A 12,062-nucleotide genomic window follows, 5' to 3' on the forward strand; every position below is an offset into this window, starting at 1 on the left:
GGTCTGCAGATATCGTGTGGTCATGATCGTTCGTAGCTTTGTTGGTTTTGCCGTAAAAGTTACGTCGATGTTCGAGCAATCGACAATTCTGACATCCCATCCGTCTCTGTCAATAGAAAATGCGCATTTCAAGGCTTCCGCGGCTTTACCAACGCTGCTCTTTCATCTATCTTTCCGGTATTATGTACTCTCTGTTGTTTATGAATTTCAGTGGCTTGGAGATCCTTGATTTTATGCGTACAGCCATCTTTTCTATTTTTCTGTTAAGTATCAGCTCTCTGTCCTTTGCAAGCGGTGTTTATAAGTGGACCGATGAGAATGGCGTTATCCACTATTCTGATAAAAAGCCGGATTTTAAAACCAGTGAAGAACTTAACGTGCAAACAGGAACGCCAACTAAAGAGCGGCAAGACTTAGATGCTCAGTCCAAAGAGTTAAGTGACCAACAGGAGTTGGAGCGACTGAAACAGCAACAGATTAAGGAAAATGCAGAAGCAGATGAGAGACAAAAGAAAGTTTGTGAGCTACTAAAAGTAAATCTAGAAACTTTGATGAACAATGCAAGAATCCGTGAAGAACAGGAAGATGGCAGTCAACGCTTCATGACACCTGAAGAAATACTTCAAAAGCGTAAAGACACCCAAGCGCTAATTGACGAAAAGTGCGGAGCGCAATAGCGCTTCGCACTCGAAGAGCCTGCTTAGCCCTACTTAAATATCAACCTGCCATCTTCTACTTCAACTGCAATCACATCCCCACGCTGAAACTCACCATTAAGAATGGATTGTGCTAATGGGTTCTCTACTCGTTGCTGTATCGCCCGTTTCAGCGGGCGTGCTCCGTATATGGGGTCAAAGCCAACTTCCGCCAGCGTCGCCATGGCTTCCGCACTCAACTCCACTTTAAGATCCTGCTCTTGCAGGCGACGATTCAAGATATCCAGCTGTATCAGCGCAATACCGCGAATTTGTTCAGCGGTCAACGGATGGAAGACAACCACTTCATCGATTCGGTTAATGAACTCTGGACGGAAATGCCTGCCGACCACTTCCAATACAGCATCTTTTATTTCGTCGTAGTTTTCATCTTGCCCGCCCATCGCCTGAATCAGGTCAGACCCCAAGTTAGAAGTCATAACAATGACTGTATTGCGAAAGTCTACAGTACGCCCCTGCCCATCCGTTAGGCGGCCATCCTCCAGCACCTGCAGCAGAATATTGAATACATCAGGGTGCGCCTTTTCTACCTCATCCAAAAGCAAGACAGAGTATGGCTTACGTCTGACGGCTTCAGTCAGGTACCCCCCCTCTTCATAGCCCACATAGCCGGGAGGAGCTCCAATTAATCTAGCAACGGAATGCTTCTCCATAAACTCTGACATATCGATGCGCACCATCGCTTCTTCAGTGTCAAACAAGAAACTCGCCAGAGACTTGCATAACTCTGTTTTACCGACTCCTGTTGGTCCCAAAAACAGGAATGAACCGTTCGGGCGATTAGGGTCGCTGAGACCGGCTCTTGAGCGACGCACCGCATTGGCGACCGCAACAACAGCCTCGTCTTGTCCTATAACACGCTGATGCAATGCCTCTTCCATACGTAACAGTTTCTCACGCTCGCCCTCGAGCATTTTGGCGACAGGAATACCGGTCCATTTGGAGACTATTTCGGCAATTTCCTCCTCAGAAACTTTATTGCGCAGCAACCGCATTTCCAGCATTTCGGCTTGGCTCGCCATATCGAGCTGCTTCTCCAGCTCAGGAATGCGTCCATATTGCAGCTCAGACATTCGTGTCAGGTCGCCCTGTCTGCGGGCATTTTCCAAGTCTACACGGGCCTGTTCCAGTTGGCTCTTGATTTGCTGCGTACCTTGCAGCGCTGCTTTTTCAGAACTCCATACCTCTTCCAGATCCGCAAATTCCTTTTCCATTTCATCAATTTGCGTATTCAGCTCATCCACACTTTTTTTGGACGCCGCATCTTTCTCTTTCTTTAGGGCTTCCCGCTGCATCTTTAGCTGAATCAAGCGCCGCTCCAATCTATCCAACGGCTCCGGCTTCGAATCAATCTCCATCCGTATCTGGCTGGCGGCTTCATCGACTAAATCTATGGCTTTATCCGGCAGCTGCCGATCCGCAATGTAGCGATGGGATAATTTCGCCGCAGCGATGATGGCGCTGTCAGTGATTTCAACGCCATGGTGCACCTCATAGCGCTCCTTCAAGCCACGCAATATCGCGATGGTGTCCTCAACATTCGGCTCATCCACCAGTACTTTCTGAAAGCGACGCTCCAGAGCGGCGTCCTTTTCAATGAACTCCCGGTATTCATCCAATGTCGTGGCTCCGACACAATGCAGCTCGCCGCGGGCCAACGCAGGCTTTAACATATTGCCCGCATCCATCGCGCCCTCCGCTTTACCCGCGCCAACCATGGTATGGAGCTCATCAATGAACAAGATGATCTGCCCTTCTTGCTTCGCAAGCTCGTTAAGCACCCCCTTCAGGCGCTCCTCAAACTCACCGCGGAATTTGGCCCCCGCTATCAAAGCCCCCATATCCAGAGCCAGTACACGCTTATTTTTCAGCCCTTCAGGGACTTCACCGTTCACGATACGTTGCGCAAGTCCTTCAACAATCGCGGTTTTACCCACGCCGGGCTCACCGATTAGAACAGGGTTATTTTTGCGGCGGCGCTGCAATACCTGGATCGTTCTGCGGATTTCATCGTCCCTGCCAATAACGGGGTCCAATTTACCTTCCGTCGCCCGGGAGGTAAGGTCGATAGTGAAGCGATCGAGCGCCTGACGACTCTCTTCCGCACCTTGATCTTGTACTTTTTCACCACCACGCATAGTTTCTATCGCCCTCTCCAAACTTTGTTTATCAGCGCCGCACTCTTTTAGCAACCTTCCTACGACACCCCGGTCGTCTATCGCCGCCAGAAGCACTAACTCACTGGAAATAAACTGATCGCTGCGCTTCTGCGCCAGCTTGTCCGCCAGATTCAACAGCCGCCCCAAGTCATTAGATAAATGAACGTCCGCGTCAGAGCCTTGGACTTGTGGAAGCTTATCTAATTCCTGCGCCAACATTGATTTAAAGCGGGCCACGTCAACACCTGCTTGCTGTAACAGCGGCGCTGTGGAGCCTCCAGACTGGTTCAACAGTGATTGGAACAGGTGTACAGGCTCTATGAAGTTGTGATCTTTACCCAAGGCAAGCGATTGGGCTTCTGATATCGCCATCTGGAGACGGCTGGTGAATTTATCAAATCGCATCTGCATTACCCCAAAATTCCGATGTTATCCGCGTCCACTATGACGCAGTTTCAATTACCGAAAATGTGGGGCCATGCTCTGAAAGCTTCAAGGCTGTGCGCATAGAAGAGAAAGAAAGTAAGTGGGATATTGACCTATCTCAAGCCATAATCCTAAGAAGAAGAGTCGAGCCAAATAACTGACGCCATGCGTCCCGTTACGCCATCTCTGCGATAGGAGAAAAACCTGCCTGAATCCGTATAGGTGCAATAGTCGCCGCCAAAGATTTGTGTAACTCCAAGTCTGTGCAGCCTCAGCCGAGCCAAAGCGTATAAATCCGCATGCCATTTACCGGCGTTAGACGATGAAGGGATAAAGCAAGCGGAAGACTCTGGTTCTTGTGCGACAAAAGCATCCATCACCTCCTGGCCGACTTCGAATGCCGCCTGACTAATCGCAGGTCCGAGCCAAACCAGCAATTCTGTCCGGTCACTAAAGCATTTGGCGGTATTTTCTAACACCCCTGCGGCCAGCCCCCGCCATCCTGCATGAGCCGCAGCCACTGCAGAACCATCGGCAGCTGCGAATAGAACAGGAAGACAGTCCGCTGTCAGGATGCAACATGCCTGCTGCGACTGAGCAGTATACGCAGCATCAGCAGTAAGTGGTTGGGGAGACCTCATACCATTCAACACGGCCACATCGACACCATGCACCTGCTCCAACCAATGAAAGCGATCAGCAGGCAAGCTCGCTTCCGCCGCTAGAAGACGCCTGTTAGTGTCGACTGCATTTGCATCGTCTCCAACATGACCGCCAAGGTTCATGCTGGCGAATTTCAGCTGACTTGCTCCGCCCGCTCTCGTCGTGACCAGCGCTCGGACATTAGCAGGAGCTGGCCAATCAGGTTGAATCAACTGCAGTCTACCGGCATCCATCTATAAAGCATCCTCTTCTTCCCTATCCAAGCGGTTTAGCAGGCTTATCATGTCCTCAGGCAAGTCCACTTCCCAACTCAGCACCTCGCCAGTAGTTGGATGTGATAATTCAAGCGCTTTCGCATGCAGTGCTTGTCTGCCAAAAGAGCGAAGATAGTCGATGGTTTCCGACGAAAGCCCCTTAGGAAGGCGCGGACGGCTTCCATACAGCGGATCGCCTAATATTGAGTGATTGATATGCGCCATATGCACCCGAATTTGATGTGTTCGCCCAGTCTCCAGTTTCAACCTCAAATGTGTGAAGCCCCGCCAACGCCGTATCAGCCTGTAATGGGTCACCGCATCCTTTCCTCCACGGGTCACCGCCATCTTCTGCCGGCTCTGCGGATGCCTGCCAATCGCTGCGTCGACCATCCCTCCGCCAGTTAACTCACCGTATACGACAGTCTCATACTCCCTCCCCATTTCTCTTGCTTGCAGCTGCTCAACGAGAGAACTGTGCGCAACTAGCGTTTTCGCGATTACCATCAAACCAGTCGTATCTTTATCCAGCCGATGCACAATGCCAGCGCGAGGGAGTTCGGCCAATGCTGGACAGTGATGCAAGACTGCGTTAACCACCGTGCCATCGCTATGCCCCGCAGCTGGATGAACAACGAAGTCCGCTTGTTTATTAATTACCAAGAGGTGCTCGTCTTCGAAAACAATATCCAGCGCAATCGGCTGCGCTTCCCAGTCCCCCTGCGCTTCTAGTTCAACATCCAGCTCAACCTGGTCGCCTTCAATTACCTTTTCTTTAGGTTTAACCTGCTTTCCATTGACGCGCAGGGCTCCCTGCTTAATCCAGCTCTGTATCCTGGACCTTGAATATTCAGGCATTAGCTCGCTTGCAGCCATATCCAGCCGCTGCTCGCCAAGCTCAGCGGGAACAATCAATGACTGTTGTATGCGATGACTCATAAATTAAATCCGTCGGCTGTGGGGTGTTGTCAAAACTATGGTTGTGGAATAATGGCGCGCCAATATTCACGAAAGCCTTGCTGCGCAAGACTGCTCTATTCCATGAAATTAGTGAAGTTTAATTCAAATATGCATCGTATTCGCGCCCTTTTTGCCATGCTGGCCTTTGTTCTGCTGACAGCATGCGCTTCCGCCCCACCCCAAGTGTTGAGTGAAAAGGAATACTACGACAAGGCGAAGTCCGCTTTGGACTCAGGCAACTTTTTGGAAGCAGCGCGCCACTTGGAAGACCTGGAGACTTACCATCCATTCGGGCGCTATGCAGAGCAAGCTCAGCTGGATTTGATATACGCCCACTATAATTCTCTGAATCCAGAAAGAGCGGAGTCCGCGGCAGAGCGATTTATCCGCCTTCACCCTGAAAGTCCTCATGTAGATTATGCCTACTACATCAAAGGGTTGGCCGCCTATTATGCGGATTTGGGCTTAGGACCGAGATTTCTCCCCATCGACGTTAATTCCCGTGATCCAGGGCGCGCGAAAGAGGCGTTCAGAGACTTCTCCACCCTTGTCACGAACTTCCCAGACAGCCCCTATGCGGCTGACGCGGAAAAGCGCATGCTGGCGATAAAAGAGCGTCTGGCCCAGTATGAAATGCATGTCGCACGTTATTACATTCGTCGCCAGGCTTACGTCGCAGCAGTAGCCCGTGCTCAATACGTCGTCGAGAATTATCCTGAGACGCCCGTCGTACCGGAAGCGTTATCTTTAATGGTGGAGCTTTACAGGTATCTGGGTATGCAGCGTCAAGCCGATGACGCTTTAGTCTTGCTCGCCGCCAGTTACCCAGATTACAAATCTTTCGACGCCAATATGCGCTTCAATGGCTCTGAGTTCAAAGAAGAAGATCGCAACATCAGCAGCGTCTTCGATTTTGACTTCGGTCTTGGCGACTAGCTCTGGTTCATATGCAGAAAAGGCCGCATCAGCGGCCTTTTCTGTTTTTGTCCCCCCCAAGAGAACTAACTCATTCCCCCAGCTTCCACCCAGAAGTTATCGGGTAACGACGATCCCGCCCAAACCCACGCATTGTGATTCTTGCTCCAACAGGGGCCTGGCGACGCTTATATTCGTTGATGTCCACCAAACGCACCACTCGGTAAACGGTCTCCTTATCAAAGCCTTTCGCAACAATACCGTCAGCGCTAATGTCATGCTCAACGTATAAGGACAATATCTCATCCAGAATCTCGTAAGGAGGTAAGCTGTCTTCATCTTTCTGATCTGGGGCCAGTTCAGCAGATGGAGGGCGCGTGATAACTCTTTCCGGGATAATCGGAGACAACGTATTACGATACCAGGCAAGGCGAAACACCATGGTTTTAAATACGTCCTTCAGGACGTCATAGCCTCCCGCCATATCGCCATATAGTGTCGCATAGCCAACAGCCATTTCGCTTTTATTACCCGTGGTCAACACCAGCGCGCCAGTTTTATTCGAAATCCCCATCAGAATAACGCCACGTATACGCGCCTGAATATTCTCTTCCGTCGTATCGCGATCTAAACCGGCGAACAAGGGGGTTAACGCTCCCATAAACTGATCATAGATAGGCTCAATGGGAACCACATCATATTGAACGCCCAGCGCCTTCGCTTCAGCTTCTGCGTCTTCCAGACTCATCTGGGAGGTGTAGCGGAAAGGCATCATCACCGCTCTCACTCTATCAGCGCCAATCGCATCGACAGCCACCGCTAAGGTAACAGCAGAGTCTATGCCGCCAGACAAACCAATCACGACTGATTTGAACCGGTTTTTGTTCACATAATCCCTGACCCCGGTCACCAACGCTTTATAGATGCTCTCCTCCACCGTCATAGTGGGCGCAGGATCGGCGCCCTCCCGGCTCTCGCCGTGAAGGACCTCATTTAACTCAAGCAGAAAAATCCCTTCTTCAAACTGAGGAGCGCTAAAGCAAACTCTTCCATGACGATCAACCGCGAACGAGCCGCCGTCAAAAATCAGTTCATCCTGGCCGCCGATCATATTCACATACAGGATCGGGACGCTATTGGTCACTGCGCGAGACTGAACAAGCGTGCGCCTTTGTTGGTGCTTAGCCATATCGTAGGGAGATGCATTGATATTGACGATAAAGTCAGCGCCTGCCGCAGCTGTCGCAGCGATAGGGCCTTCTTCCCATACATCCTCACAGATAGAAATGCCCAGATTAAAGCCTCGCCATGGCAAAACCACCGTTTCAGACCCTGGTTCAAAGTAGCGTTTCTCGTCAAACACCTGATAGTTCGGCAAACATTTCTTACGATATTTCGCCTTTATCTCGCCGCCATCAATAAAAGCGGCGCAATTGAACAACTTGCCCTGCTCTCTCCAAGGAAAGCCGATAACCAGAGCAACATCCTTCACCGAGTCCAGAATCCGCTCCAGGGCTTTTTCAACTCTGACTTGCAAGCTAGCCCTCAACAATAGATCTTCGGGGGGGTAGCCGGTCAAAGTTAACTCAGGAAAAATCACCAAGTCGGCGTTATATTTTGTCTTCGCCGTCTCAACGGCCTCTATGACTTTATCTACATTGCCGGGTATATCCCCGACCAAACAGTCGATCTGTGCGAAAGCGACTTTAAGCTGCGTCATTCTGGTTACCATCTGTCACACAAACATTGGGAAAGTTTGCATTATACTGTTTTCATTAAAATTCTGAGCACTATACCGAAATAATTCCAATGCCGGACACTTCTCCGTCAACATCGAATTAAATAGGCAGCTCACTTCTTCAAGGATAGTTTTGTTGCAGGCTCCGCGCATGTCTGATTTAAGCACCGATGTAGAACAAACCACCAACCGGCTATTCCGGGTTTATAACCACTATAGGGTGACGGTGGGCATCATTCTGGTGAGCGCCTTATATCTACAAAACCCATCCAGCGTCAGCCAGTACCTATCGCCGTTTTACTTTGAAGTCTCTGTCATATGCTATCTGGCGATTCACGTATTTACGGGCTTTTTACTCTTAGCAGGGTTCCGTCCCGAAATACGCCACGCCATGGTGTCGGTTGTTTTAGAACTCCTCCTGATCTCAGCAATGCTCTTATTCGGGACCGGCGTTTCAAGCGGCCTGGGAAATATGGTGGTCATCAGCGTCGCCGCCGGCAATATAATTTTGCGAGGACAGCTAGGGACGCTACTGGCGGCCATAGCCAGCCTGGGAGTTGTATCCCAGGAAATATACCGAATGGTCGTACAATACAGTGACGTGGATAACGTATTCCGAGCTGGCATTTTAGGTGTCGTGTACTTCGCCACCGCATTGCTCGTTAAAAACCTGTCGATTCGCATCGCAACCACTGAAAACCTTGCGCGCAAGCGTGCGCAAAATATTCTGGAGCTTGAGCGTCTCAATCATCAGATCATACAAAGAATGCTAACCGGCATTATCGTCGCGGATGAGAATGGCGGCGTAAGAATGGCCAATCAGGCCGCACAGAGTTTGCTTAATGTCGATGAAACGCATGAGTTAACTTCGTTACCAGAGGACTTGCTACTCCGATTACAGGAATGGCAGGAAGACCCAAGCAAGAAAACCACACCATTTCGCGGCTCGGCGAACAGAGCGCCAATACAAGCCAATTTCGCCATTTTGCAAAAAGAGGAAGGTCAGGACATCCTTATTTTCCTCGAAGATACAGGCAAAATCGCGCAACAGGCTCAGCAACTCAAATTAGCTTCATTGGGCAGACTCACTGCGGGCATAGCTCATGAAATCAGGAATCCGCTAGGGGCTGCCAGCCATGCCGCACAGTTGCTATTGGAGTCACAGGAGTTAACGCCTCCCGACAAGCAAATGGCGGAGATTATTTTACGGCACGCCACCCGCATGAACGGCATCATTGAGAATGTACTGAGCCTGTCGCGCAGAAAAATCAGCTCACCGCAAATGCTCACTCTGATTCCCTGGTTAACGGACTTTGTGTGCGACTACACCGCCGCCGGCACACGTGACGCAGAAATCGAGATACTGCCCTTAAAAGACGACATCCATGGCCGCTTCGACCCCAATCACCTGAATCAGATCCTCAATAATCTCGTGGGCAATGGGTTACGCTATAGCAAGCAGGAAAGCGCCCGCGCCTGGGTTAAGCTGGTCGTGGGCGAAGTTGAAGAGACAGGACAAGCTTTTATTGACGTTATGGATATTGGTCCGGGAATCAATGAGGAGCAATTAAATCATCTATTTGAGCCTTTTTTCACAACTGACCCCAAAGGGACAGGCTTGGGTTTATACTTATCCAAAGAGCTATGTGAAGCTAATCAGGCGCAATTAGACTATCTCACAAGACAGGAAGGGGGCGGCTGCTTCCGCATCACCTTTCCCCATCCGAAACGAGCTATATAGAACAATCAGTTATGATAAAGAAAGTACTCATCGTTGACGACGAACCCGATATTCGCGCGTTACTGGAAATCACTTTAAGCCGCATGCAAATCGAAACAAGGGCGGCGGAAAATATTACGCAAGCCAAGCAGTTATTGAGCGAAGAGAGCTTCAGTCTCGTACTGACCGATATGAATATGCCGGACGGCAATGGTATCGACCTTGTCGCCCACATCCAAAAGCAGTCATCCAACACCCCTGTAGCGGTGATTACAGCTTATGGCAGTATTGATACGGCCATTTCCGCACTTAAAGCCGGCGCTTTTGACTTTGTTTCCAAACCTGTAGATCTTGCTCGTCTACGCGAGCTCGTTAACAGTGCGCTAAAACTGTCAAAAAATGACGCCCCCAAAATAGCCCCTCAAGTAACCCAATTGCTCGGTGAATCATCCACGATGGATAAACTTCGCGGGCAAATCAGAAAGCTCGCACGCAGTCAGGCGCCGATTTATATTAGCGGCGAGTCGGGTAGCGGAAAGGAAATGGTGGCCAAATCGATCCATGAGCAAGGGCCGCGAAGCGAAGGTCCCTTTGTGCCAGTCAACTGTGGCGCTATACCCAGCGAGTTAATGGAAAGTGAATTTTTCGGCCATAAGAAAGGGGCATTTACTGGCGCAGTTGAAAATAAAGTAGGGTTATTCCAGGCGGCGAATGGCGGGACGCTGTTTCTTGATGAAGTTGCTGACTTGCCTTTAACCATGCAAGTAAAACTACTGCGTGCGATTCAGGAAAAAGCTGTTCGTCCAGTTGGCGAACAAAAAGAGATTCCAATCGATGTACGCATATTGTCCGCCACTCATAAAGATTTGCACAATGAGGTAGATGAAGGCCGGTTCCGCCAAGACCTTTTTTATCGAATAAATGTCATCGAGCTGAGAGTCCCAAGCTTGCGTCAACGAAAAGAAGACATCCCGCTTCTCGCCAATCATTTTCTAAAACAGCTGGCGGATGAATGCGAAATTCCTAACGCCTCAATTAGCAAAGCGGCGATGCAGAAACTGGAGGCTTATTATTTTCCAGGTAACGTTCGCGAACTCGAAAATATTATGGAGCGCGCCTTTACCCTGTGCGAAGACGATGTCATTAACGAAGAGGACATCCACCTGCCTAAAACAGATATGGAAGGTTCAGCATCAGACGCCATGGAGCTGGATGTACCTGAATTCGACGAAAACAAGGTTAACCTTGAACACTTTCTTGAGAACATAGAAAAGCAGGCTATTGAGAAAGCGCTTGAAGAAACTCGGTGGAATAAAACAGCGGCCGCCAAAAAGCTGGGCATCAGCTTTCGCGCCCTGCGCTACCGCCTGAAGAAACTGGGGATGGAGTAATTCTCCCTAAACGCCATATCTAACCGGGCAAAACTCAGTCTTATTGGTCAAACACTAGCCAAAGGCTCAAAAATCTGCATAATACGCCTTCCGATTGGAATCGGTTTAACCAAACAGAAGGAACTGAATTATGCACCGCAAGGGATTTACCCTCATTGAGCTTTTGGCTGTTCTCGCAATCGTTGGCATAGTCGCCGGCATCGGCTATCCGCAACTCCTCCAATTTATTCAAAATCAGAAGGCTATTTCAGCTACCAACCAATTACTGGGCATCATTAACTTTACACGAAACTATGCAGTCAGCTCAGGTGAACCTACTACCCTGTGCCCATCCTCGAATGGCAAGACTTGTCTTAACGACTGGAAACACCCGCTATATGTTTTTGTCGATAGTAACAATAATCAAGTTATTGATAGCGATGAAACTATATTAAGAAAGCTGCAGAGCGCCACAGAAATCGAAATAACTTGGCAAAGTTGGGGTGGGAATAAGTATTTACAGTATCAACCAAGCGGCTTTACTTATAAGCAAAACGGTACGTTCTACATATGCTCGATCCATCAAGCGTCAACGGCAAACAACTCCATTGTGATTAACAGGGGAGGAAGACCTAGAGTCTCATCAAACAAAGAACCCAAGTGTTGAGGGAAAGCAACGGCGTATTTTACGCCGTTGCTTACTATTCACCGCCAACAGTCTGTTTCTGCTGCAGTTCTCACACCTTCAGATGTGATTTGCATTGTGCCACAGCGGTCTCCTTCCATTGCCCCTCCAGCAATCGGTTTAGCCTGCAATGTGAAAGTATTGGACGCTGCTGCGGAAATAACCAAGTCGTAATATTTCGTACCGCTGTCCAATGGGGCTTGAGAAGGAAACAGACTTGCAACAGGAGCTCCTGTATCTTTTCCTTCAGCTGCAGCTCCAGTGTAACTATAGCTATGGCCGCTGTACCATCTCTCCATAGCCGAAGCCAGTCCCATCAACGCTGATTGAGCATCAGCGCGACGAGACTTAGCTGTGGACTCCAAATAGCTTGGATAGGCAAAGGCTGCGATTATTCCCACTATAGCTACCACGATCATTAATTCAATTAAACTAAAGCCTCGATTGAGCTTCATA

General features: G+C 49.5%; 10 protein-coding genes. 5 read left to right on the top strand and 5 right to left on the bottom strand.

Features of this window, described 5'->3' with window-relative positions; translation table 11 throughout:
* Positions 1 to 233: 233 nt before the first annotated feature.
* Complete coding sequence (locus EUZ85_RS28020) at positions 234 to 677, top strand: DUF4124 domain-containing protein (RefSeq protein ID WP_127973415.1); 444 nt, start codon at positions 234 to 236, stop codon at positions 675 to 677.
* 29 nt (positions 678 to 706) lie between these two features.
* On the opposite strand, the gene clpB is transcribed toward EUZ85_RS28020, so the two are convergent.
* The 3 genes from clpB to rluD form a co-directional block, all read right to left on the bottom strand.
* On the bottom strand, positions 707 to 3,280 hold the full coding sequence (clpB, locus tag EUZ85_RS28025) for an ATP-dependent chaperone ClpB (protein ID WP_127973416.1): 2,574 nt from the start codon (positions 3,278 to 3,280) through the stop codon (positions 707 to 709).
* Between the two features lie 152 nt (positions 3,281 to 3,432).
* The gene (gene pgeF, locus EUZ85_RS28030) at positions 3,433 to 4,197 is read right to left on the bottom strand and encodes a peptidoglycan editing factor PgeF (RefSeq protein ID WP_127973417.1); all 765 of its coding nucleotides are present in this window, start codon (positions 4,195 to 4,197) and stop codon (positions 3,433 to 3,435) included.
* Positions 4,198 to 5,157 (bottom strand): 23S rRNA pseudouridine(1911/1915/1917) synthase RluD, encoded by a 960-nt coding sequence (gene rluD / locus EUZ85_RS28035; RefSeq protein WP_127973418.1) that lies wholly within the window; start codon positions 5,155 to 5,157, stop codon positions 4,198 to 4,200. It lies immediately after the preceding gene.
* 102 nt (positions 5,158 to 5,259) lie between these two features.
* On the opposite strand from rluD, the gene EUZ85_RS28040 reads away from it, so the two are divergent.
* On the top strand, positions 5,260 to 6,114 hold the full coding sequence (locus EUZ85_RS28040; RefSeq protein WP_241566881.1) for an outer membrane protein assembly factor BamD: 855 nt from the start codon (positions 5,260 to 5,262) through the stop codon (positions 6,112 to 6,114).
* A 70-nt stretch (positions 6,115 to 6,184) separates the two neighbouring features.
* On the opposite strand, the gene EUZ85_RS28045 is transcribed toward EUZ85_RS28040, so the two are convergent.
* Positions 6,185 to 7,813 (bottom strand): NAD+ synthase, encoded by a 1,629-nt coding sequence (locus EUZ85_RS28045; RefSeq protein WP_206617967.1) that lies wholly within the window; start codon positions 7,811 to 7,813, stop codon positions 6,185 to 6,187.
* A 169-nt stretch (positions 7,814 to 7,982) separates the two neighbouring features.
* Here EUZ85_RS28045 and EUZ85_RS28050 point away from each other — a divergent pair, with 169 nt between their 5' ends.
* The 3 genes from EUZ85_RS28050 to EUZ85_RS28060 all read left to right on the top strand — a co-directional run bounded on the left by EUZ85_RS28050 (position 7,983) and on the right by EUZ85_RS28060 (position 11,588).
* Positions 7,983 to 9,572 carry a PAS domain-containing sensor histidine kinase gene (locus tag EUZ85_RS28050; RefSeq protein ID WP_241566882.1) on the top strand — a complete coding sequence of 530 codons (1,590 nt, stop codon included), beginning with the start codon at positions 7,983 to 7,985 and terminating at the stop codon, positions 9,570 to 9,572.
* A gap of 11 nt (positions 9,573 to 9,583) precedes the next feature.
* Positions 9,584 to 10,942, top strand: a complete 1,359-nt coding sequence (locus EUZ85_RS28055; RefSeq protein WP_127973421.1) for a sigma-54 dependent transcriptional regulator — start codon at positions 9,584 to 9,586, stop codon at positions 10,940 to 10,942.
* Between the two features lie 130 nt (positions 10,943 to 11,072).
* Positions 11,073 to 11,588 carry a GspH/FimT family pseudopilin gene (locus EUZ85_RS28060; protein WP_127974603.1) on the top strand — a complete coding sequence of 172 codons (516 nt, stop codon included), beginning with the start codon at positions 11,073 to 11,075 and terminating at the stop codon, positions 11,586 to 11,588.
* Positions 11,589 to 11,626: 38 nt separating this feature from the next.
* On the opposite strand, the gene EUZ85_RS28065 is transcribed toward EUZ85_RS28060, so the two are convergent.
* A complete protein-coding gene (locus EUZ85_RS28065; RefSeq protein ID WP_127973422.1) occupies positions 11,627 to 12,061 on the bottom strand; it encodes a type IV pilin protein in 435 nt (144 codons plus the stop codon).
* Position 12,062: the final 1 nt, after the last annotated feature.

Origin of the sequence: Hahella sp. KA22, assembly GCF_004135205.1 — a bacterium.
In the GTDB taxonomy this organism is placed as follows: Bacteria; Pseudomonadota; Gammaproteobacteria; order Pseudomonadales; family Oleiphilaceae; genus Hahella.